General features: G+C 48.3%; 22 protein-coding genes. 7 read left to right on the forward strand and 15 right to left on the reverse strand.

From position 1 onward, the window contains the following. Nucleotides 1-134: 134 nt before the first annotated feature. Together EOO49_RS07395 and EOO49_RS07400 are read right to left on the reverse strand one after the other, a co-directional pair. Nucleotides 135-1,991, reverse strand: a complete 1,857-nt coding sequence (locus tag EOO49_RS07395) for a DNA topoisomerase IV subunit B (protein ID WP_290844229.1) — start codon at nt 1,989-1,991, stop codon at nt 135-137. A gap of 100 nt (nt 1,992-2,091) precedes the next feature. Continuing rightward, entirely contained in the window at nt 2,092-2,445 is a 354-nt protein-coding gene (locus EOO49_RS07400) for a hypothetical protein (protein ID WP_290844230.1), read from the reverse strand. Between the two features lie 504 nt (nt 2,446-2,949). On the opposite strand from EOO49_RS07400, the gene EOO49_RS07405 reads away from it, so the two are divergent. Beyond that, on the forward strand, nt 2,950-3,333 hold the full coding sequence (locus EOO49_RS07405) for a DUF1508 domain-containing protein (protein WP_290844232.1): 384 nt from the start codon (nt 2,950-2,952) through the stop codon (nt 3,331-3,333). Here the strand turns inward: EOO49_RS07405 and EOO49_RS07410 are convergent, their stop codons facing one another. Further along, the gene (locus tag EOO49_RS07410) at nt 3,334-4,269 is read right to left on the reverse strand and encodes a transglutaminase domain-containing protein (RefSeq protein WP_290844234.1); all 936 of its coding nucleotides are present in this window, start codon (nt 4,267-4,269) and stop codon (nt 3,334-3,336) included. A 215-nt stretch (nt 4,270-4,484) separates the two neighbouring features. Between EOO49_RS07410 and EOO49_RS07415 the strand changes: the two genes are divergently transcribed. Next, nucleotides 4,485-5,321 (forward strand): alpha/beta hydrolase, encoded by an 837-nt coding sequence (locus EOO49_RS07415; protein ID WP_290844236.1) that lies wholly within the window; start codon nt 4,485-4,487, stop codon nt 5,319-5,321. Here EOO49_RS07415 and EOO49_RS07420 read toward each other — a convergent pair. From EOO49_RS07420 to EOO49_RS07430, 3 genes are read right to left on the reverse strand one after another with little or no spacing between them, the layout of a single operon-like run. Then, nucleotides 5,293-5,532, reverse strand: coding sequence for a hypothetical protein (locus EOO49_RS07420; protein WP_290844237.1), 240 nt, complete (start codon nt 5,530-5,532; stop codon nt 5,293-5,295). The genes EOO49_RS07415 and EOO49_RS07420 overlap by 29 nt on opposite strands. 2 nt (nt 5,533-5,534) lie before the next feature. Next, the gene (locus EOO49_RS07425; RefSeq protein WP_290844239.1) at nt 5,535-6,776 is read right to left on the reverse strand and encodes a hypothetical protein; all 1,242 of its coding nucleotides are present in this window, start codon (nt 6,774-6,776) and stop codon (nt 5,535-5,537) included. Beyond that, nucleotides 6,760-8,067, reverse strand: coding sequence for a DUF4270 family protein (locus tag EOO49_RS07430; protein ID WP_290844241.1), 1,308 nt, complete (start codon nt 8,065-8,067; stop codon nt 6,760-6,762). The genes EOO49_RS07425 and EOO49_RS07430 overlap by 17 nt, the downstream gene beginning before the upstream one ends. Nucleotides 8,068-8,285: 218 nt before the next feature. Between EOO49_RS07430 and EOO49_RS07435 the strand changes: the two genes are divergently transcribed. From EOO49_RS07435 to EOO49_RS07455, 5 genes are all read left to right on the forward strand, one after another. Next, nucleotides 8,286-9,260 carry a kelch repeat-containing protein gene (locus EOO49_RS07435; RefSeq protein WP_290844243.1) on the forward strand — a complete coding sequence of 325 codons (975 nt, stop codon included), beginning with the start codon at nt 8,286-8,288 and terminating at the stop codon, nt 9,258-9,260. A 58-nt stretch (nt 9,261-9,318) separates the two neighbouring features. Further along, nucleotides 9,319-9,618, forward strand: a complete 300-nt coding sequence (locus EOO49_RS07440) for a DUF4907 domain-containing protein (RefSeq protein WP_290844245.1) — start codon at nt 9,319-9,321, stop codon at nt 9,616-9,618. Then, on the forward strand, nt 9,612-10,646 hold the full coding sequence (locus EOO49_RS07445; protein ID WP_290844247.1) for a sensor histidine kinase: 1,035 nt from the start codon (nt 9,612-9,614) through the stop codon (nt 10,644-10,646). Before EOO49_RS07440 ends, EOO49_RS07445 begins: the two co-directional genes overlap by 7 nt. Beyond that, nucleotides 10,643-11,353 carry a LytTR family DNA-binding domain-containing protein gene (locus EOO49_RS07450; RefSeq protein WP_290844249.1) on the forward strand — a complete coding sequence of 237 codons (711 nt, stop codon included), beginning with the start codon at nt 10,643-10,645 and terminating at the stop codon, nt 11,351-11,353. The genes EOO49_RS07445 and EOO49_RS07450 overlap by 4 nt, the downstream gene beginning before the upstream one ends. A gap of 193 nt (nt 11,354-11,546) precedes the next feature. Then, on the forward strand, nt 11,547-11,960 hold the full coding sequence (locus EOO49_RS07455) for a hypothetical protein (RefSeq protein WP_290844251.1): 414 nt from the start codon (nt 11,547-11,549) through the stop codon (nt 11,958-11,960). A gap of 1,076 nt (nt 11,961-13,036) precedes the next feature. Here EOO49_RS07455 and EOO49_RS07460 read toward each other — a convergent pair. The 9 genes from EOO49_RS07460 to ychF all read right to left on the reverse strand — a co-directional run bounded on the left by EOO49_RS07460 (nt 13,037) and on the right by ychF (nt 22,654). Beyond that, the gene (locus tag EOO49_RS07460; protein ID WP_290844253.1) at nt 13,037-13,762 is read right to left on the reverse strand and encodes a LytTR family DNA-binding domain-containing protein; all 726 of its coding nucleotides are present in this window, start codon (nt 13,760-13,762) and stop codon (nt 13,037-13,039) included. Further along, the gene (locus EOO49_RS07465) at nt 13,759-14,799 is read right to left on the reverse strand and encodes a histidine kinase (protein ID WP_290844255.1); all 1,041 of its coding nucleotides are present in this window, start codon (nt 14,797-14,799) and stop codon (nt 13,759-13,761) included. The genes EOO49_RS07460 and EOO49_RS07465 overlap by 4 nt, the downstream gene beginning before the upstream one ends. Beyond that, nucleotides 14,792-16,009, reverse strand: a complete 1,218-nt coding sequence (locus EOO49_RS07470) for an ABC transporter permease (protein WP_290844257.1) — start codon at nt 16,007-16,009, stop codon at nt 14,792-14,794. Before EOO49_RS07470 ends, EOO49_RS07465 begins: the two co-directional genes overlap by 8 nt. Before the next feature lie 46 nt (nt 16,010-16,055). Next, entirely contained in the window at nt 16,056-16,796 is a 741-nt protein-coding gene (locus tag EOO49_RS07475; protein WP_290844259.1) for an ABC transporter ATP-binding protein, read from the reverse strand. 40 nt (nt 16,797-16,836) lie between these two features. Then, entirely contained in the window at nt 16,837-18,057 is a 1,221-nt protein-coding gene (locus tag EOO49_RS07480) for an efflux RND transporter periplasmic adaptor subunit (protein WP_290844261.1), read from the reverse strand. A 10-nt stretch (nt 18,058-18,067) separates the two neighbouring features. Next, the gene (locus EOO49_RS07485) at nt 18,068-19,390 is read right to left on the reverse strand and encodes a TolC family protein (protein WP_290844263.1); all 1,323 of its coding nucleotides are present in this window, start codon (nt 19,388-19,390) and stop codon (nt 18,068-18,070) included. A 312-nt stretch (nt 19,391-19,702) separates the two neighbouring features. Then, nucleotides 19,703-20,386, reverse strand: a complete 684-nt coding sequence (locus tag EOO49_RS07490; RefSeq protein WP_290844264.1) for a TIGR02117 family protein — start codon at nt 20,384-20,386, stop codon at nt 19,703-19,705. Beyond that, complete coding sequence (locus EOO49_RS07495; RefSeq protein WP_290844266.1) at nt 20,383-20,919, reverse strand: NAD(P)H-dependent oxidoreductase; 537 nt, start codon at nt 20,917-20,919, stop codon at nt 20,383-20,385. The genes EOO49_RS07490 and EOO49_RS07495 overlap by 4 nt, the downstream gene beginning before the upstream one ends. Before the next feature lie 640 nt (nt 20,920-21,559). Further along, nucleotides 21,560-22,654: a redox-regulated ATPase YchF gene (gene ychF, locus EOO49_RS07500; protein ID WP_290844268.1), complete on the reverse strand. Its 1,095-nt coding sequence runs from the start codon at nt 22,652-22,654 to the stop codon at nt 21,560-21,562. Nucleotides 22,655-22,753 lie beyond the last annotated feature (99 nt).

The following is a 22,753-nucleotide window of genomic DNA, read 5'->3' on the forward strand; positions in this document are numbered from 1 at the left end:
GTTTTTGAGGCTTTGCGCGGCGACCGCAGGAAGCCAGTGCAAAGGCTACAAAAACCAGACAAAAAACGAGGACTATGAGCGAATGGCCGGAATTCGCTGCCGAAAACCAATTATTAATTACTAATTAATAATTATTAATTCTTTTCCACCACATCGAGTTCCACCTTCAAGTTCCTGATAATGAATTCCTGTCGATCGGGCGTATTCTTGCCCATGTAAAATTCCAAAAGCGACTCGATCGTCGTGGCTTCGTCGAGCATGACGGGATCGAGGCGGATGTCGGCTCCGATGAAATGCACGAATTCGTCAGGCGAAATTTCTCCCAATCCCTTGAATCGCGTGATTTCGGGTTTCGGTTTGAGCTTTTCTATGGCTGCGACGCGTTCTTCCTCAGAATAACAATAGATAGTTTCCTTGCGGTTTCTCACGCGGAACAAAGGCGTCTGCAAAATATACAGGTGGTTTTTCTTGATCATCTCGGGGAAGAATTGCAGGAAAAACGTGATCAGCAGCAGGCGTATGTGCATTCCGTCGACGTCGGCGTCCGTGGCGATCACGATGTTGTTGTAACGCAGGTCTTCCATGCTTTCCTCGATGTTCAGGGCCGCTTGAAGCAAGTTGAATTCTTCGTTTTCGTACACGATTTTTTTTGACATTCCGTACGAGTTCAACGGCTTTCCTCTCAATGAAAAGACAGCTTGCGTGTTGACATTCCTCGATTTTGTGATCGATCCCGAAGCGGAATCTCCCTCGGTAATGAAAAGCGTGCTTTCAAGACTCAGCGGATTTTTGATATCGGGCAGATGCACGCGGCAATCGCGCAGTTTTTTGTTGTGAAGACTCGCTTTCTTGGCGCGGTCTCTCGCCAGTTTACGGATTCCCGAAAGTTCTTTGCGCTCGCGTTCGGCCTGAAGGATTTTTCGCAACAAGGCATCGGCGGTTTCCGGATTCTTGTGCAGGAAATTGTCGAAGTTCGTCTTGATGAAATCGTTGATGAAAGTTCTCACACTCGGCAATTCAGGCCCCATCTCGGTCGAGCCTAATTTGGTCTTGGTCTGCGATTCGAAAACCGGCTCCATGACTTTTACCGAAATTGCGCCTACGATCGATTTTCTGATGTCGCTCGGTTCAAAGCCTTTGTTGTAGAATTCGCGCACGGTTTTGACCATCGCTTCGCGGAATGCGTTCAGGTGGGTTCCGCCTTGGGTTGTGTTCTGTCCGTTTACGAAGGAATGGTATTCTTCGGAATATTGGGTTTTCGAGTGCGTCATCGCAATCTCGATGTCCTCACCTTTCAAATGGATTACTGGATAGACCATTTCCTCGATCTGGATTTCTTCCTCGAGCAAGTCCTTGAGCCCGTTTTCTGACGAATATTTCTCTCCGTTGTAATAAATCGAAAGTCCTGTGTTGAGATAACAGTAATTCTTCAACATTCGGATAACGTATTCGTTCCGGAACTTGAAATTCTTGAAAATCGCTTCGTCCGGCACGAAAACCACTTTGGTGCCGCGGCGTTTCGTGGTTTCGATCAAGTCTTCTTCAAGCGTGAGTTCTCCGGCAGAGAATTCGGCGGCTTTTTGTTTGTCGTCCCGCACCGATTCCACACGAAAATAATTCGACAAAGCGTTCACGGCCTTTGTCCCGACGCCGTTCAAACCCACAGATTTCTTGAACGCAAGTGAGTCGTACTTTCCGCCTGTATTCATCTTCGAGACCACGTCGATGACTTTCCCCAAAGGAATGCCGCGTCCGTAATCGCGAACCGTGACCTGCTTGTCGCGAATCGAGACCTCGATGGTTTTGCCCGCGCCCATGACGAACTCGTCGATGCAGTTGTCCATGACTTCTTTGAGCAAAATGTAGATGCCGTCGTCCGGAGAAGAACCGTCGCCGAGCTTCCCGATGTACATGCCGGGACGCATTCGGATGTGTTCTTTCCAGTCGAGGGATCGTATATTGCCTTCGTCGTAATTGGTTAGCTCAGTCATTTCGGGGGAATCAGTTTTGTGCTAATATAAATTTAATACACGCGCGAGGCTAGTCGCAGGCTTTAAAGTTATCAAGAATGATATTGACAGCTGGGTTCAATTAATAATTAATAATTTGGGCAGCAAATTCCGGCTGTAACTGCAAGTCCTCGTTTTCAAGCCCTATTTTTAAGGCGGCTTCGCGAGCTTCCTCCGGTCGCTGCGAAGCCGCAAAAAAATACAGGCTTGCAAACTGCGGGCTTTCCGTGTCCATCCGGGCTGCGAACCGGTTAACCAGAAAAATTGCGCTTTTGTTCAATCGTCGGCAAAAAGCAACATTTTCGATAGTCCAAATCTGCAGCGAATGGCCATGAATTCGCGGCAAAAAATCAGCGGTAAAAATTTGAACCATTAAGTACATTAAGTTCAGTAAGGCGCTTTGCTTTTGTTTACCGAAAGGCTGGTTTGAAGCCATTTTTAGCCGTTAAGAAGTTAGGTAGTTAAGATTGTACCGACTTGATCCCGCCGTCAAATGGCTAGAACCGTGCGATCCGTGAAAATCCATGCATTGCCTTCAACCAATTCGCGCTGCTTAGGTCGTGGCAAAAAATGGGCAAGTCTTACATTGTATATCAGTGAGATTGTAACATGATGAATAATTGGCCACGAATGCACGAATTACAAGCATTCGTGCATTCGTGGCCAAAACATCAGAAGTAAATCTGAGATGAAAGCGGCGCCAAAATCCGTGAAAATCCGCTTATATATGGCAAATAATGAGCGACGCGAAAGCCAAAATCGATTTGAGCAGCATTTTCTCCATGAACTTAATGACCTTAATGGTCCAAAAAAATCCTAGGTCGAATTCAATTTGTAAGCTGCGTGCAGCATTCGACTCTTGATAACTTGTGAATTTCTTCTCGCGAAAGAAGCCGCCAACCTAGCCCCAAGTTTCTATTTTTGACCCACAACAAAAACAATGGGCACATTCGTAATCAGCAAGCGCTTCAACGGCGACTACAAGTTCGTATTCGCCTCGCGCAAGGGCAAGACCATTTTCACCTCGATCGGAACCAAGCAAAAGGTCGATTGCGAGCTGATGATCGATGCGATACGCGAAAACCCTTCACAGTTCGCGTTCACGAAGATCAAGAGCGCCTCGGGCAAATTTTCGTTCCGATTGTCGAAAGGCGGACTCGTGCTGGCGAATTCCCGAAAATACACGACTGAATTGCGCGTCCAGAAAGGCATAGACGAAATCCTCAAATATGCGTCGAAAGGCGAAACATTGGATTTTTCCGACAGCGATTTCGCGTTCCCCGACGCCGCCGAAGTTTTTGGCGAAGCCGAAGAAATCCTGTAATTACGACTTCTTGATGCGATAAGTCGCCACCGATTCGTGGTTGACGAAAATCGTAAGAAAACCCGAGGCATTCTTGGCCAAAGGCACGTCAAACTCACTTATTTTCCCGTTTTTGCGCACGTCGGCGACATGGATTTTCCCGTCGCTGCTCAACGCGTAGGCCACGCGATCTGTGTCGAGATTTTCGATCTTGAACGGAATCACGTAACCATTCGGCAAAATGCCAGATTTAGGAAAAGTGATCTTGTAATCAGCGTCGATGTATTCGCCCGAATACAAAGGCAATCCGGCAAATTCCTCAGCGGTTTTGTTTACCGGAAGCCATTTTTGCTCATCCGGAAAATGGTTCAGGAAAAACACGTCGGGATTCGTGAAAAAATAGCCCGCGTTGAACTTGTTAACGAATTTTCCGCTTTGGGAATCGACCGACCCGGAAGCCCACGTCACGTCTATAAGTTGCCACTTCCCGCCAATTTTGACCGCATTCCAGATGTGATCGGCCGAAGTCGGAAGTTTCCCGATGTGCGTCGGATGCGATTTGGACGTGCCCGGAATCGTGATCGCCTCAAGTCCGCAAAGCGTCGCAACGCGATCGTACAAAGCCGTATAACCGCGACAGACGCCTTTCCTGGAACGCATCGTCTTGTTGGCCAGATCGAGATTGTACTTTTGGAGCTTTTGTTCTTTTTCTTCGGGCGTTCGATACGAGAAAGCCACGCGTCCGCCTTGGTTCGATCTAAATTCGGCGAGGTCGTAACTCACATTTTTGGCAATCCACGCATAAATGGCACGCGCTTTCTGGGTTTCCGAGGAAAAATCCAGATTGACCTTATCGGCCAATTTTTCGGGCGATGCAAAACTTGTCGGATAAGCAAAGACCTTCTGGTCGACCGCGGCATAATCCTGGGCCAAAACAGATTGTCCGACAAACAGCAAAAAAACTAAAATTTTAGGGAGAAACGAGATTTTCATACGCACCTTCAAGCAACATTTTTGCCACTTTTAGTTAACGGAAAACTAAAGTTTTTGTTGTGATCCAGCGAATTGGATCGATTGCAGATTCGTCCGTCGAAGGTTATTTCGGTTTAACCGAACTCGGCTAAAACTCACTTCGCACAAAAAACGTAAATTCGGGTAAAACCTCAGCTCTCATGCCAAAACGCCTGTTTCTCCTGTTGCCTCTCTTTTTGCTCTTCGGATGCGCTTCCCACAAATACAGGGAAATTTCTTTCCTGCCCGAAAACCTCAAACCCAAAAAGGACGAGCCCAAACTCAACGTGTTCACGCCAAAGAACGCTACCGAAAAATTGCCGGTTTTGATTTTCATCCACGGCGGAAACTGGAACCGAGGCGATAAGGACACTTACGTCTTGATGGGAAGGAATTTCGCCAAAAAAGGCGTCGTTACGGTAATTCCGGATTACACTTTGAGTCCGGATGCCGATTTCGAGCAAATGACGAAACAAGTCGCGGCAGCTATCGAATGGACAAGACAGAACGCGTCCAAATACAACGGCGATCCTGACAAGATCTTTATTTCCGGACATTCCGCGGGCGGACATCTCGCCGCTTTGGCCGTGATGAATCCGAAATATGGAATCGCAAAAGGCACGATCAAAGGCATGATTTTGAACGACGCCGCCGGACTCGACATCGACCAACATTTATCGGCTTTTCCTCCGACGGAAAAATGGAAGTACCTCAACACTTGGTCGAACGACAAAAAGCGCTGGCAAGACGCGTCCCCGATAAATTTTCTCGACAAGGAAACGCCCGCGATCTACATGTATACCGGACGCAAGACCTTTGACATGATCGCGCTCGGCAACGACCGATTCCTCGAAGCCTTGAAAAAAGTCCAGCCAAACGCGAAACGACAGTTCAACAACAAAAATCACTTTTCGATGGTGATCCAATATTTCTTCAGCGGAAGCAACCGCTATCCCGAAGCGCTGCAATTCATCGAAAAACAGCTTGGTTCGCGTTGATGATAAGTTCGCAGTTGAAACCGAGTTCGGTCATGCAATCTTGAATAATCCCGGTTTCGGTCTTCTTGATGTTCGAGGCGTGCAGCAATCTTTGTTGGTGCGTGAGGTCGAACCGCAATTCGCCTGCGTGGTAAATTCTTTTGCGGATCAGGCGCGCCAGCAAGACCGCCTGTTTCTCGTTTTCTACGTTTGTGCTGTAATAAGCGTCCATAATCAATCGTATTTATTTCTCGTGAACCAAATGTCCTGAAGCACGATGTTGAAACTGAAAGTGCGGTAATTCTCGCGAACGAGCGTTTCCGAGACCATTCCGCGCGAGCCGATGCCGTAACTCAAATTGACCATCGAGCTGAGCTTTCCGGGAATCGGCAATCCGAGTCCGACCGTGGCTTTGTAATTGGTGATGCGCTTGTCGTTCACGGCCAGGTAACCGTTGTCGAAGTTCATTCCGCCTCTCACGCGAACCTTGTCGAGATAGCGATAATTGTTCTTGTTTCGCAGGAACTCGAATCCGAATCCGAAGAAATCCTGTTCGACGAACTTGCCGATGTTGTCTTCCATTCCTGTCGCCGACCAAAACGATCGCCTGTAATCGGCTGTGATTCCAAGGCTTTCGCCGATTTTGTAATAGCCGCCAAAAGTGAGTTCGGCCGGAAGTCTAAAACTTTCGATGGGTTCGTCCACGGCGACCTCGAGGCTTGTCTGGATCAGATCGACGACCTTGAAAGCCGTGAGATCTCTCGTGCCTTTGATCGAAGCAGGAAGTTTGAGTGTCGAGGCCAAAGTAAAGTTGTCCGACACTTTTGCCTGAGTGCCGACCGTAAACCGGAAACCACGGTAGAAACTCGATTCCTGCGTCACGAGCAAATCGCTTCCAACAGTGGCGAATTCGTCTTCCTCGATTTTCCCGAAAAGGTAATTCACGCCCAAGCCTACGTTGAAGCGCGAACTTATCTTTCGGCCGTAATTGATCGCGAAAGCACTTAATCCGCCGGAACCCGAAACGTCGCTGTTGTAAATGTCGTCCGAACCTTCGATTTGTCCGCGCACGCCGGTAATGTTGTAGCCGACGTCCGAATAAGGCAGCAAACTCATGCCGATTCCGTCCTTTTTCGACAAAGCGAATGCAAAAGCGATGTTCGAGAACGAGAAAGTCGTGGCTTTTTCGGCCGAATCGGCATTCGAATACTCGTTCCTCTCGCCTTTTCCGCCAAGGTCGAACATGAAAAATTTCTCGGGAATTGTCGCGTAAGCCGCCGGATTGAGGTTGTTGATCTCGGAAGTCATCGGCAAAGCGATCCCGGATTCGCCCATCGCATTGGTCTTGCCCGGAGCCGCGTCGTTGAAACGTCCGAGCCCGAAAAGCGAGTAAGGCGAACCGGTTTGGTTGTTGGTCTGGGCGTGGCTTTTGACGCCTATCAACATAAGGAAGACGGCGCTAATCGTATATCGCATAAATGAGTTCAAGTTTGGATTGGTTGTTTTGGAAGGTTGGCGCGGTGATCACCAGCCGGCTTACGGCAGCATTGTATCCGACCGGCATAAGCGCGATCCCATAATTGAGATATTCGGGATTCTCAAGCATCTTTTGTAGGAAAGTCGTCACGGGCGCGATCACGTAAACCTCGTTGTATTCCGTGTTCTCTCGCTTGATGTAGGCTTTGGCCTCGTTTCCTGCTTCGTCAGCGAGCACTTGGAAAATGTCGTTGTTCTGGTCGACGATAAGCACATACATCGAATCGACGGCATACAAGTTGTCGTTGTAATAATTCGGATCGATCCTGAGCTTGAGGTTCGCCTTGAAAATCTTGCCGTTGTCCTCGTTGATCTGGCTGATTGAACGGATCGTCGGAAATTTGATTTTCGCGGTCAAGCCGATGCCACTTTGCAGATAAGTCAAGTTGCCAACCGAACCCGAGGCCAGTTCCATTTCCTGATTCGCCAAACCCGAAAATGCCGTTCCGGAGCGATCGCTCGTAATTCTGGTCGCGTATTTCCTGACCTCGTCGATTCCGTTGAGCTTGAAGTCGAGATGGCCTTCGCTGTCTTCGCTTCCCGGATACGAATAGTAAAGCCGAATGTACATTTGTTGGACGTTATAGCCCATGATCGCCGCGTTGTCAGCATCGGACGGACTGAGTTTTACGCCCTTGAAATAATCCCGCAAGGTCTCGGCGCTTGCGATCTGCCCGGAGCGGATGTTCGTATAAAGCAGCTGTCCGAGCGCATCCGAAAGTTTTACCGTAACCGAATCCTTGCTCGTTCTGGGCAAAAAGTAGGTTTCTCCCAAAAGCGCATCCGAGGCATTAAAATTTGCCGTGTTGTAATAATCGGTGACGCCGTTCGGGAGTTTGATCGTCTCGGTCAATTGGCGCACCTGAATGCGCTGATGCGCCAAAGTGTCGGCGTAGAAATAATCGTCGTAAGGCAAATTGAGCACGATCGAATCAAAAACCGTTTCCTCGGGAATGTAATATGTGGCCGGAATCAATTCGGCGAAAGCGTCGGCACGCACCTTTCCGAAAACCGGATCTTCATATTGTCCGACCAAAATCCTCGTCCCCGAATCGTTGACGATGCTGTCGAATTTGAACGTGGACATGTCGACCTGGAAAGTGTCGATCCGGATAAGGCGAAGATTAGTTCCCGTGAGTTGGTCGGAATCGAGCCAGATATCGGTATCGCTGCACGAAGTCGCGAAAATGCCAATCAGGCAAAGGGCAAAAAGTCGAATGGAGTGAATCATGCCGCCAAATGTAGGGGCGCGCTTCGACGGCCGGAAACACTATCGGCAATGCGTTTTTTTGTATCGACGGAAAGGCCAAAATCGGCGACAAGTGTGCCCGAAATGCATCCGACAGCCAAAAATCGGCATTTGCAGACAAAAACTGCCGATTGGTATATTATGCTTCGAACTGCCGAACGCAAGCCATAAGTTTGGTCTGCATTCAAAACTTTTCAACTATGCTCTACAAAAAACAACTGTTGTCCGCTTTCGCCTTTTTGGCTTTGTGCCTTGCCGGATGTTCGGACGACGACGAATCGATAAAAGGAAACTGGCTCGTCTCTACCGTTTTCGACGGATCGCCGCGTGGCAGCGCCGTGAGTTTCACCATTGGCGATTTCGCTTTCATGGGAACGGGTTACGACGGAGACGATTACCTCAACGATTTCTGGAAATACGACATAAACGGCGGCTATTGGACGCAGGTCTCGAATTTTCCGGGCACGCCGAGAAGTTCGGCCGTGGCATTCGCTATCGGAACAAACGGTTATGTGGGCACGGGTTATGACGGCACGAACCAATTGGGCGACTTCTATAAATATGACACAAATTCCAATTCGTGGCAGGCGATTCCTGATTTTGGCGGAACGGCAAGACGCGCGGCGGTCGCTTTCAATTCAGATGCTTACGGCTATGTGGGAACCGGTTTTGACGGCACGAACGACAAAAAGGATTTCTGGAAATTCAATCCCGAAACGAACACTTGGGAAGAACTTTTCGGATTCGGCGGAAACAAGAGACGCGAAGCCACGAACTTCACGATCGGGAACGTGGTCTATATGGGAACCGGCGCCTCGAACAACATCAACCAAACCGATTTCTGGTCGTTCGACTTGAGCAGCGAAACCTGGACGCGGCTCAAAGACATCGACGACAAAAGCTCCTATGAGATCGAACGCGCGAACGCCACCGGATTCACGATTGGAAACCGCGGTTACATTTGCGGAGGAAACGGCCACAACAGCACTTGGGAATACGAAACCGCAACCGACAAATGGACCAAGAAAACCAACTTCGAAGGCGCTTTCCGCCAGGACGCGTCGGTGATCGACAACGGCACGCGAGGTTTTGTGTTACTCGGCAAGAACGGGAATTACTATTATGACGACATGTACGAGTTCAAGCCGGACGAGGCTTATGAGGACGAAGATTAATTGTTTTTTGTTTTTGGGTCGGATTTTAGGATCCGGCCCTTTTTTTCGTGAGAATTTTATGAGAACCTTGACATTCCTGACACTTGCGCTTTGCTACCTTTCGTGCAACAGACAAACAGACGACATTTCGACAAAAGTTTACGCTACGCAAAACGGCTTCGGCTACGACCTTGAGATTCGCGGCAAGACGGCCATCCGCCAAATAACTATTCCCGCAATTGCCGGAAACGCTGCGTTTTGCGACAGCCTTGACGCCGTAAAGGTTTCAGATTTGGTGAAACGCAAACTCTCCAGGCGCGAAAATCCATCGGTGAGCAAGCGCGAAATCGACTCGCTCAAAATAAGGACCAAATGCTGAAAAGGCTTTATCCGCACGTTACCGGAAATACGAGGAATTTCCTGCTTCACCTGATGTTGTGGGTTTTGCTGCTTTCGATTCCGTTCATGGATATGGTCACGCGCGGAGGCGAATTCGACATCTGGCTTTTGCTAAGACTTATCGTCGCGCTCGGACTTTTCTATTTCAACTATTTCATCCTTGTCCCAAAGTTTCTTGTCGCGAGGAAACTCAACCAATATTTGCTCGTGATCGTGCCTTTGGTCTTCGGATTGTCTTATCTCACGGCCGTTTACGGGGAATTTCATCCGCCGAGGCGCTTTTTGCAAAGCCCTAATCCGGCGCCACCCGATTTCGCCATGCGCTACATTCCGTCTTTGGTGACTTTTACCTTGCACGCCTTGGCCAGCACGATGTCGCGGCTTTACATCGAATGGAGCGACACGAGTAAGAAACAGCTGGAAACGGCGACCGAGAAACGCGCCGCCGAACTCATGTTCCTCAAAGCGCAGTTGAATCCGCATTTCTTTTTCAATTCGCTCAATACGATTTACTCGCTTTCGATCAAAAAGGCGTCCGAAGGTCCGGAAGCCATCATCAGTCTGTCGAATCTGATGCGCTATGTCTTGTATGAAACCGACAAGGACATCGTGCGACTCGAGGACGATCTGCAATACTTGACCGATTATATCGAGCTGTCCAAACTCCGCTTGACGGCAAACAATAAAGTGAATTTCTCGGTCAACGGCGATGCGGGAAACATGCTTATTCCGCCTTTACTGTTCATTTCTTTCGTAGAGAACGCTTTCAAGCACGGAGCCGCGCCGGTAGACGACACAGGAATCGACATCAGTTTCGGGATCACGCCCAAACAGATCGAATTTCGCGTGGCCAACACGATCCACAAGGAAAGAACCGCCGGAAAATATTCGGGTGTCGGGCTTGAGAATACTTTGTCGCGCATCAACCTGTATTTCCCGAACCGCAATTTTTTCAGCGCTTTCGAACGCGACGGCCGCTATATCGTAAACCTAATCATTTCGCTATGAGTTTGAAAACCGTGATTCTCGACGACGAGCCGCTTGCCATAGAAGTCATCCGCGCTTATTGTGATTCTTTGTCAGATGTGGAAGTTTTGGCCGAATTCTCAAGTCCTATCGAAGCCATGACGTTCATCAACTCGAACGCCGTCGACCTGGTTTTTCTCGACATCGAAATGCCATTGCTTTCCGGAATCGAGCTCGTGGAAACGCTGAGTTCCAAACCGCAGATCGTCTTTACGACGGCTTATCCGCAATTCGCGCTCGAAGGTTTTGAGTTGGATGCGTGCGATTATCTGATCAAACCCGTATCGTACAAGCGCTTTCTCAAGGCGATCAACAAGGCGCGAAAGTTGCTTCCGGCCGAAAACGCATCCGAAGCAAAACCTTTGCCCGAAGCCGAAAAACCGTTCATCTTCATCAAATCGGAATACGAAAGCCTCAAGGTTTTTGCCGATGAGATAAAGTACGTGGAGAGTTTGCGCGATTATCTCAAAATCCATCTGTCGAACGGAAAATTCGTGCTCACGCTGTCGAATTTCAAGAACCTGCTCGAAAAATTGCCCGACAAGACGTTCATGCGCGTGCACAATTCGTATGTCGTGAACATCAGTTTCGTGAATTCGATCCAGCGCAACCGCATTCTCATTGACAACAACCGCATTCCGATCAGCGATACTTACAAGAAGGCGTTTTTTGAGAAGATCAGGATTTAGTTGAGTGCCTGAGTGCAAAGTGCGAAAGTGCCTGAGATTGCTGAACCGAAGTTGTACTGGAAAACGCTCTAAATTAGAAATAGAATTCGATCTCGACTTTTAAATTCGTCCTGATAGCTGTCGGGTTTGGAATTTGGAATTTGGAATTTGGAATTTTAAAACCGATATTAGGTCATTCGATTTCAGCAAAAACATGAGCAAAACCACTACCCGATTCATTTACTTTCTGGCGCCATTGGTTTTTATTGGATCGGAAATCATCCGGACTTTCGTGCGCCCGGAATACGGAAAAGCCAAATACGGACTGCTCGCCGAAACTTTAGGCTGGCTCCCGAACTTGCTCGCCGGATTTGCCATTATGGCGCTGGCGGTCTCGGGTCTTCAGCTTTATCAGGACGCCGTTTCAAAAACCGTTTCCCGAAACCATAGGATTCTGTTGCTTTTGGCTTCATCCGCAATCGCCTTAACCGGATTGATTTTACACGAGATTTTTCAGAAAGGCACGGGTTTGTATTATGACGTTAACGATATTGTCGCTACTGTTGCGGGCGTTCTTATTGGCGCTTTTTACTTTTTTCTTGTACACCTTAGGTTTTCTGAAAGCTGATTTTTTTTACCATTAAGAACTTTAAGTTCATTAGGACGCTTTGCTTTTTTCAAGCCGGAAATTCGTTGGCTGAATTTTGAACCTTTAAGAGCGTTAAGGCGCTTCGCTTGTCGTAACAATAGAAAGCCTTTAGATTTTTGAACAATTAAGATAGTTCAGGTTAGTTAAGTTTTTACCGATAGCCATTCGTGCAGTGCCTTCGGCCAATTCGCTTTGCTCGGGTCGTGGAAAAAAAATTTAAACCATTAAGAACATTAAGAACATTAAGGCGCTTCGCTTGTTGCAAAACCGAAATTCTTCGCGGATTTTCTGAACCATTAAGATCTTAAGGAAGTTGAGGCTGGCGTCGATTTTCGGTTTGATCCGTGTTATCAGAAAGCGCAGCGGAAATCAGTATTATCCGTGAAAATCCGTGCACTCGTGGCAAAAAAATCAGCGGCAAAATTCGTGCATTGCCTTTGGCCAATTCGCTTTGCTCGGGTCGTGGCAAAAAAATTTAAACCATTAAGAACATTAGGAGCATTATGGCGTTTCGCTTGTTTCAAAACCGTAATTCTTCGCGGATTTCTCTGAACCAGTAAAATCTTAAGGAAGTTGAGGCTGGTGTCGATTTTCGGTTTGATCCGTGTAATCCGAAAGCGCAGCGGAAATCAGTGTTATCCGTGAAAATCCGTGGGGTCGTGGCAAAAAAATAAACCATTAAGAACATTAAGAGCGTTAAGAGCATTAAGGCGCGTCGCTCATTGCAAAAACAGAAACCTTGAGATTTTTGAACAATTAAGATAGTTAAGGTTAGTTAAGTTTTTCGTGCAGTCGTGGCAAAAAAATTTAAACCATTAAGAGCATTAAGAGCATTAAGACACTTCGCTTGTTGCAAAACCGAAATTTTTCGCGGATTTTCTGAACCATCAAGAATGGTTAGAAAAGTCAAGGTCGTGCCGATCGCACTTTATGACCGCTATTTTTCAGAATAAAACTCTTGATGAACTTAAGGTCCTTACTGGTTGAATCTCGGCAAGATCTTAGGAATTTTTTATCTCAGGAACTTGGCACTTTTTATTTCAGGCGCTCCGGCACTACTCAATCGAATTCCCGCGAACAAACTCCTGAAACCGTTCCTTGTATTGATCGGCAACGGTGATCCGCTGGTTTGCGATGATGACCTGGCTCCGTTCAATCGATTCGATCTTGTCGAGATTCACGATAAACGACCGATGGATTCTCATGAACCGCGATTCGGGAAGTTCTGCCTCGAGCGATTTGAGGTTCATGCGCGTCAATACCGATCGCTTGTTGTCGCTCAAAGCCACTTTGATGTAATCGCGAACGCCCTCAAAGTACAGGATTTCTTCGAATTTGATCTTGACCTGCTTGTAATCGGCTTTCACGAACAGGAAATCGGTTTCAGGTTTTGCCGCAGACTGGCTTCTGACCAAAGCGAACCATTCCTTGGCGCGCAAGGCCGAGTTATAGAATTCGTCGAAACTGAAAGGCTTCAAAAGATAATCGAGCGCATCGGCCTTGAAACCTTCGATCGCATATTCGTTGAAAGCGGTGGTGAAGATCACGCGCGTGTTTTTTGACAAGGTTTTCGACAATTCCACTCCCGTCAATTCGGGCATCTGGATATCGAGAAAAATCAGGTCGATGTTCTCGTCTTCGAGGATTTCCAAAGCTTCGAACGCATTTGAGCAAGCCGCGCGCAATTCGAGGAAAGGCGTCTTTTTGGCATAACTTTCAATGAGGCGCAACGCCATCGGTTCGTCGTCGACTACGAGACATTTGATCTTTCTTTCGCTCATGGTTTCAGATCGATTACGAGTTTGGTTCGGAATACTTCGGCGTCGTTACCGAACGCAAAACTGTGTTTGTTTGGATAAAGCAGTTCGAGTCGCTTTCGCAGATTCTGCAATCCGATGCCTGATCCGCTGCGGTCGTTCTCGCGTTTCCGGAAGTTTCCGTTGGCGCTTTCGAAGATGACTTTTCCGTCCGATACGGACAACCTGAAATCGAGTTCGGAATTCCCGGTGGCCGAAACGCCGTGCTTGAAAGCGTTTTCTATGAGCGAGATAAACAGCAAAGGCGCGACTCTGACCTCATCGACCACATGCGGAAAATCGGCTTTGACCACCGTTTTGCTCGAAGTTCTCAAATCCATCAAAGCGATATATTGCTTCATGAAATCGACCTCTTTCCTGAGCGGGACGAACTCCGAATTCGTGTCGTACAACAAATAGCGCATCAAAACGCCCAAACTGTGGATCGTTTCTTTGGCCTGTTCGGGCGAAATGTCCACCAACGAATAGATGTTGTTGAGCGAGTTGAAGAAAAAATGCGGCTGAAGCTGATATTTCAAGTGTTGCAATTCGGTTGCCAGACGCGCATTTTCGGATTCTTTCCTTTCGGATTCAGATCTGATCCAACGGTCGAAAATCCGCAATCCGATGGCGAACAAAACCGGAACCAGGAACGAAATCCCGTCCAGATAGATGAAAAAGCGCAAAGGCGGCGGATTGCCTCCGGGTTTGGGTCCGCCCGGATGGCCACTCATCAAATCCCGCATTTCGAACTTTAGCCAGATGAAAAGCGCGATCAACGCCAGATTCAGCAAAACGAACACGAACACTTTCCTGCGCACCAGAAACCGGTCGACCAAAATCGCGTAATTCGTGTAGAAAATCAACGCGTAAAAGGCCAGCGGCGCCCACAAATGCTCGAACGTCCTTTCGGTTTCGAACCCTTGCCCGGACAACAAAACGTAAGGCAAACTGAACAGCAAAGCCCAAATCGAGACGTGCAGCAAAGGCACGAAAAACTTATGTCGCAAAATCTTATTCATAACGCAAAGCAACTATCGGGTCAAGTGCGGCGGCTTTTCTGGCAGGATACCATCCGAAGAAAATTCCGGTGACGGCGCAAACCGCGAACGAGACGACTATCGAGAAAATCGTGACGGAAACCGGCCACGAGAGCGCACTCGAAACCACGACCGTGAGACCCAATCCCAAAACTACACCAATTATTCCACCTGTGATGCTGATGATTACGGCTTCGGCCAAAAATTGCAGCATGATGTCGTTCCCGCGCCCGCCGACGGCCATTCGCAACCCGATTTCTCGCGTCCTTTCCTTGACCGAGACATACATGATGTTCATGATCCCGATTCCGCCTATGAAAAGCGAGATTCCGGCGATCGCCACGAGCAAGACCGTGAGCATTTCGCTTGTGGAACTGAACGTCGAGATGAGTTCCTGTTGCGAAAAAACGTTGAAATTGTCCTGGTCCGCGCCTTCGAGTTTGTGATTTTTTCGCAGGATTTTTGTGATTTCGGTCACGGCTTTTTCGGCGACGGCCTCGCTTTTGGCCGAAGTCACGATCGATTGCAGATAAGTCACGGCCAGAATCCTTTTTTGGACCGCGGTGTAAGGTGCGAGAATCACGTCGTCCTGATCCTGTCCGAAAGTGTTTTCGCCTTTTTCGGATAAAACGCCTATGACCTTGAACGGAATGCTGTTGAAACGGATGGTTTTCCCTATCGGATTTTCACTCCCGAAAAGATTCTCGACCACGGTTTGCCCGATGACCGCGACTTTGGCCGAGGTTTTCACGTCTTGTTCGGAGAACATCGCCCCGTCCTTGACCTCGAGTACGCGCACTTTGAGATAGTCGGGCGCGACGCCGTAAATCGTGGTTGGCCAGTTCTTGGATCCGTTTATGGATTGTCCGCTCGAATTGACCAAAGGCGAAGTGTGTGCTATGAAAGTGCCTTGTTTTTCGATTTCGGACAGGTCGTTCAGCGTAAGCGATTGCATCGTGCCCGGATCTTGCCGCACGCCGCCCATCATGCCGGCGCCGGGACGGATCGTGATCATGTTCGAGCCCATGGCCGAAATCTGGCTTTTGATGCTTTCCTTCGATCCTTCTCCAATGGCAAGCATCGCAATGACCGAAGCCACGCCGATAATCACGCCAAGCATCGTCAGAAACGCCCGCGTTTTATTGAGCTTTAGCGCTTTGAAGGCTATTTTTATGAGGTTGTTAAGATTCATTTTTTTGGATAATAGATGATAGAAGATAGATAATAGACGTTGTTCCTCACTCGACCTCGACGATCAAATTCTTCAATGCGGAAGCTGCGTCGGCCGGTTTTTCGACAATCGAATCTTTGGTGATGATTCCGTCTTTGAGTACGATCGTTCTTGAACTGAAAGTTGCGATGTCAGGTTCATGGGTTACGAACGCTATCGTTTTTCCTTCCGAATTGAGTTTCTGGAACAACGCCATGATCTCATAGGACGTTTTCGTGTCGAGGTTTCCCGTGGCTTCATCGGCTAAAATCAAAACCGGATCGTTGACCAGCGATCTCGCGATGGCGACTCTTTGCTGCTGGCCGCCGGAGAGCTGGCTCGGAGTGTGGTACAAACGCTCCGAGAGCCCAACCAGTTCCAGCGCATGCACCGCGCGCTCGCGTCTTTCCTTAGCCGGGATAGCGCTGTTGTAGAGCAACGGAAGTTCCACATTTTCTATCGATGTGGTGCGCGGCAACAAGTTGTACGACTGGAAAATAAAGCCGATTTTTTGATTCCTGACCTTGGCCAGGTCGTTCTTGTCCAGGTCTTTCACGGGAATCCCATCGATCTCGTAACTTCCCGAGGAAGGCGTATCGAGACAACCCAGAATATTGAGCAAGGTCGATTTTCCCGATCCGCTTGATCCCATGATTGTCACGAATTCTTTTTCGTAGATCGAGAACGAAATGCCTTTGATCGCTTTGACGACTTCTTCTCCCATGGTGAATTGGCGCGTCAGCTCTTTGATTTTTATGATGGGTTTCATTTTTTTAAGTTTTGGGATTTCTTGAATCGAACCGTCCGAATCACTTCCTTCCAGGCGGTTTCGGCATAAAAGGACTGGAAGCCGATTCGCCTTGCGTGGGTTTTGCGGAATCCGAATCGGATTGCGCCAAAGCCGTCACGACCTTTTGGCCGGGATTAAGTCCATCGACGATTTCGTAATTGATGCCGTCGTTCACTCCCACCGTCACCGCAACCGGATGGATTCCGTCAGTGTCGCTTACCCAGACCGTTTTCTGGTCGGCTTCGTCCGGCAATTGTGGTTTGTCCAGCGCATCGCCCAGATAATTGGCCGCGTTCTCGGAATTGTATTTTGTCAACAAAGTCTTGTCTGGCGTGAAATTGAGCGCCTTGGCCTCGACAGTGAGTACGTCCTTGACTTCCATCGTGTAGATCGAGACGGTCGCGGTCAAGCCCGGTTTGAGCTTTTCGTCCGGATTGTCGGCTTTGATGATGACCGTGTAAGTCACCACATTCGATGTTACCGTCGCATTCAGGCGCACCTGGCTCACTTTTCCGGAGAACGTCTGGCCTGGGAACGCATCTACCGTAAAGTCCACGCGCTGTCCGGTTTTGACGTTTCCGATATCGGCTTCATCCACATCGGCCTCGACCTGCATCTGCTTCAAATCCTGGGCGATCGTGAACAATGTCGGAGTCGAATAACTCGCCGCGACGGTCTGTCCTTCATCGACATCTTTGGAGAGCACGACCCCATCGATTGGCGAGTAGATATTGGCATAACCGAGGTTTGTCTGCGCTTTTTTGAGATCGGACATTTTTTGTGCCGACGTGCCTTTTGCCGTTTTGAGGTTGTATTCGGCTTGCTGATAATCAGACTGCGAGATCACGCCCGAACCGTAAAGCGACTTTTGCCGATTGAACACAGTCTGCAGATACTGCTGTTCGTTCAACGCAACCTGATAAGCCGATTGCGCCTGTGAGAACGCCTCACTCAGGTTTTCCTTGTCGAGTTCCGCGATGAGTTGTCCGGCTTTTACCGTCGAATTGTAGTCGACGTAGATCTTCTCGACCACGCCCGAAACCTGCGTTCCCACCTCGACCTGTTTGACGGCTTCGATCGTTCCGGTAGCCGTGATCACCGTACTCACGTTTCCGGTTTTGGCTTCGGTGAATTCGACCTTGAGCGGCTGTTCTTTTTTGCCGAAAGCCAGGAATGCGGCCACGGCGACCAATACGACCGAAACGGCCGTTATCATGATGATCTGCTTCTTGTTTTTCATGTCGTTGTGTTTAGATGGCGATTTGGTTTCCTTGGTAAAACTGCAGCAATTGGTAGTACAAAGCCATGGAATATTTCGCTTGCAGGAATTGCTGTTGCGCGCTTAGATACGTGTTTTTGCTAACGATGAGATCCGGCGAACTCAAAGCGCCCGCATCAGACTTTTTCTGCGCCATTTCATAAGCAAGCTGTGACGAGGATTTCAGCGCCGTCGCGGCTTCCAGCTGACCTTGTGCGGATTGCGCATTTTGCCACGCGCTCTCGATCTTGAGATACAGTTGCTTGATTTCCGAAACCGATGCGATTTTGGCCTTTTCAATGTCGATCTTGGCATTCTGGACGGCAGCTTTGTTGGAATAGTTCGAAAAAATCGGGATGCTCAGGTTCAAACCGACAGTTTGATAGAAGTTGCCATCGAATTGCGTGACGAAATCGAGATTTTGCGTGCTCGTGTAACCCGAATAAAGTCCGGCGTTGAGCGAAAGTGTCGGCAAATAACCTGACTTGGCTTTCTTGAGCAACACATTCGAGATGTCGATCTGCGTCTTGGCACTTGCGATTTCGGGCATGTTGGCAACCGCAGTTTCATAGATCGATTTCAGGTCTGGCGCGATCAATTGGGCTTCGGGCAAATCTGGCGTGGCGATGTCGAATTCAGAAAGCGGATCGAGTTCCAGCAATTGCTTCAACGAAATCAGCTGTTGGCGGTAATTGTTCTGCGCCGTGATCAAAGTCACCTGATCGTTGCTGAACTGCGTCTGCAAATCGGCTACATCCAACTTGGCGATCGATCCCGCCTTGAATTTGGTTTCGGCCTGCGAAATCTGTTCTTTGGAAGAATTCACCGTATTCTGGGCAACGGCAATCGCCTCTTTGTAGTAAAGCGCTTGCAGATAAGCTTCGGTCACACTCAGCAAAATGTTGTTTTTGGCTTCCGATACGAAAAGCTCGTTCTGCGTGACCAAAAGCTCGTTCTGTCTGATCGTGTTGTTCAGGTAATTGCCCCTGAACAAAGTCACTTGCGTACCGACGCCGGCGTTTGTCGAGTGGATCAGCTGACTCACGTAATTGCTCGTAATCGGGTCGATGCTCGTTCCGTTGGTGGCATTTTGGGAAACCGATGCGGAAAGACTCGGATACCTCGCATATTCGGACTGCCTGAGGTTCACATCTGCACTCTTCTTGGTAAGTGCGGCTTCCTTTATGGTAATGTTGTTCTCGAGCGCATATTGGATGCAATCGGCCAGCGACCAGTTTTTCGGAGTTTCCTTTTGTTGCGAAAAACCCAAAAAGGCCGTGAGAAAGAGCAGTAAAATAGTGGTTGTCGCTTTCATGATGCTGAATTTTACACCAAAGGAAAAGCGATATCCTTTACTGGGAAAAAGATGTCGATGTTTGATTGGATTTCAGATGCGAACCGAGCGATTTCGGAGGCGGACATTTCGTCAAAAACAAAAAAAGCCATCCGTTTGGACAGCTTTTGCTTGGAATTCATCGCTTCAGAACAGTTTTTTGATTTGGCCCCAATCCGTCCTTGAGAACTTTTTTAACGATCGCGATCTGGAAAGTAGTCGCTGCTGTTTCCGGTCAGACCAAACCGATTCGATCGACAGCTCTTACCGTTACATGTCACGAGTACGAAGCTATTATCGGTAGTGACAAAAAATCCCGGTATCGGTAAGCGACCAGGCAGCGGCCTTTTGTCCGCCAGATTTTAGGCAATTGTTCGCCCAGGCATTGCAAGTGTAAAACAGGTTGTACTTGCCGTGCGCCTCGAAAAACAGGTCGTGATCCGCATAAGACGCATCCGGGATTTTGACCGACTGGCCATTTTCGATCACGAAAGACGATTCCGCGAAAGCGACCATTTTCTCGTACTCAGCCTTGCTGACCATTATTTTCACGCAGTGGTCGGATTCTTTCAGGTCGCGGTAAAAAGTCGCGTGCATCAAGCCCGTTCCCATCCAAAACGCGGCTTTGAACGCTGTGCTGGCTTTGAGGTCGCTCCATTCGGGCGTGTTCAGGTAGAAATCATGGTCGCCCCAACCAAGCGCGACATATTGGAAAGTCGTGTCCTTTGACAAGGTTTCGGTAGGATGCGTAAGTGCCGACCAATCTTTGTACGGGCTTTTTATCGGGAATACGACATCTGTGTGCACGCCGTTCGATTTGATGTAGATCGTCACGTCCTGAGCCGGATCTTCGTCTTTGGAATTGACGGTTATCCGCGAAAGCGTAAACATAGCAAGTGCGTAAACAAAGACAAAAATGACTAGAAACAACAGTGTTTTTTTGACGATGCGCCAGATTTTTTTGGTCGTGTTTTTCATTGAAAAAGGTTTTGGATCGATTTTACCTTTTGCGCCAATTCCAAATCGAGTGCCACGTTTTTGATTTTGTGCGATTCGGTGTCAAAATTTTCGTAGAACAACGGCAGCGAAAAGGTTTCCTTGATGTCCAAACCGAATCTCGAGAGATTTCCCGTGGCGAGTTCAAGCACGCTCTTTCCGCCTCTTTGTCCCGGGGAAGCCGCCATGAGCAACGTCGGTTTTTGGGCGAAAACGTCCTTTCGGATGCGCGATGCCCAGTCGAAAGTGTTCTTGAACGCCGACGAATATGTTCCGTTGTTTTCGGGCAGCGAGATCACTAGCAGATCGGATGCGTCAATCTTGTCAAGAAAATCCTGTGCTTTCGGATGCTTTCCTGTCTCGTGTTCCAGATCGACTCCAAAAAGCGGCATCTCGAAGTCGCGCATGCTGTAAATTTCGGTTTGGCTTTCGCCGAAAAGTCCCGCGGCATAAGTGACGAGCTGTTTGTTTATCGAAGTGGAGGAATTCGATCCCGAGAAGGCGAAGATTTTCATGGTTGTTTTAGTTTTGTCGGCCGAAGTTACGCAATGGAATCGGTCGGGAAAACATCTTTGTGGGGAATGTCCGATCGTGGCGCTCTCATTGGTATTTTTCGGAAAAACATCAAATTTCGGTAACTTTCAAAAAACCAAACCACCATGATCTACACGAATAAGGCAATTCGCGCATCCCGGCAACCTACTTCTTAAACGAACTTGCTTATGCAAAATTTTCCACGAAGAATTTAGGGTTTTGCAACAAGCCAAGTGTCTTAATGCTCTTAATGTCCTAAATGGTTCAAAATTTTTGCATTTCCATATCGCAAAAATCAAATCGAAACCCGATGCCGACCTTAACGCTAAATGGTTTAATGCGTTTTACGGATTTATTTCAACCGCGAATTCGCGAATTTTATTTCAAGCCGAATGGAATTCGCGAATTCGCGGTTAAATTTTTCTTAGCCACGGATTTAAACGGATAACACATATTTCCGCGGCGTTTCCAGATCGCAAAAATCAAATCGAAACCCGATGCCGACCCTAACTTTTGGCGCAAGCAAGCACGAACTTTTCGCCTCACGATCGATTCGGAAAAAACCGGAAACAAAAAAGCCCGCCAAAAGACGAGCTAATCCCTATAAGTTGATTCCTGAAATTAAACGTTGAATCGGAAATGCATTACATCGCCATCTTTCACGATATATTCTTTTCCTTCTACGCGCAATTTGCCGGCTTCCTTCACTTTCGATTCCGATCCGAATTGGACGTAGTCGTTATAAGCGATGACTTCTGCACGGATAAAACCTTTTTCAAAGTCAGTGTGGATCACGCTCGCAGCTTTTGGAGCCGTGTCTCCGACGTTGATCGTCCAGGCGCGCACTTCTTTGACTCCGGCGGTAAAATACGTCTGTTGGTTCAGAAGTTTGTAAGCGGCACGGATCAAAACCGATGCGCCTGGTTCGGCCAAACCTACATCTTCCAGGAACATTTTGCGCTCTTCGTAAGTTTCGAGTTCGGTGATATCGGCTTCGGTTCCAACGGCGAGCACGATGACTTCGGCCTGTTCTTCCTTGACCATTTCGCGAACTTTGTCCACGTATTGGTTTCCTGAAACGGCCGAACCTTCGTCCACATTACAAACGTAAAGTACGGGCTTTGTCGTGATCAGTTGGAAATCTTCCATCAAGACAGATTCTTCCTCGTTTGCCGGAACGACAGTACGGGCTGATTTCGCCTGAAGCAAAGCCTCGCGGATCCTGTTCAGAAGTCCTTGCTCGGTTTGGGCTTCCTTGTTTCCGGTTTTGGCGGCGCGGTTCACTTTCTCAAGTCTTTTCTCGACCGTTTCCAAATCTTTCAGCTGAAGTTCTATATCAATGGTTTCCTTATCGCGGATGGGATTCACGTTTCCGTCGACGTGCACGATGTTGTCATTGTCGAAACATCTCAAAACGTGAATGATGGCGTTGCACTCGCGAATGTTTCCAAGGAATTGGTTTCCGAGGCCTTCACCTTTACTGGCGCCTTTGACCAATCCGGCAATGTCTACGATGTCTACCGTTGCAGGAACGACTTTTTCGGGATTGACCAATTCCTCCAATTTCTCCAAACGCGGATCGGGAACATTCACGACGCCAATATTGGGTTCGATCGTGCAGAACGGAAAGTTAGCACTTTGCGCCTTGGCGTTCGAGAGACAATTGAAAAGGGTTGATTTTCCTACATTCGGCAATCCGACGATTCCTGCTTTCATGGTTTTTTTATTTCAAAAAGTGCGCAAATATAAGCATATAATCGGGGCAAATCACAATTATATAAAACGCCCCTTTAATTGTATAAGGGCGCGCGAAGC

The organism is Flavobacterium sp. (assembly GCF_004295795.1).
Lineage (GTDB): Bacteria > Bacteroidota > Bacteroidia > Flavobacteriales > Flavobacteriaceae > Flavobacterium.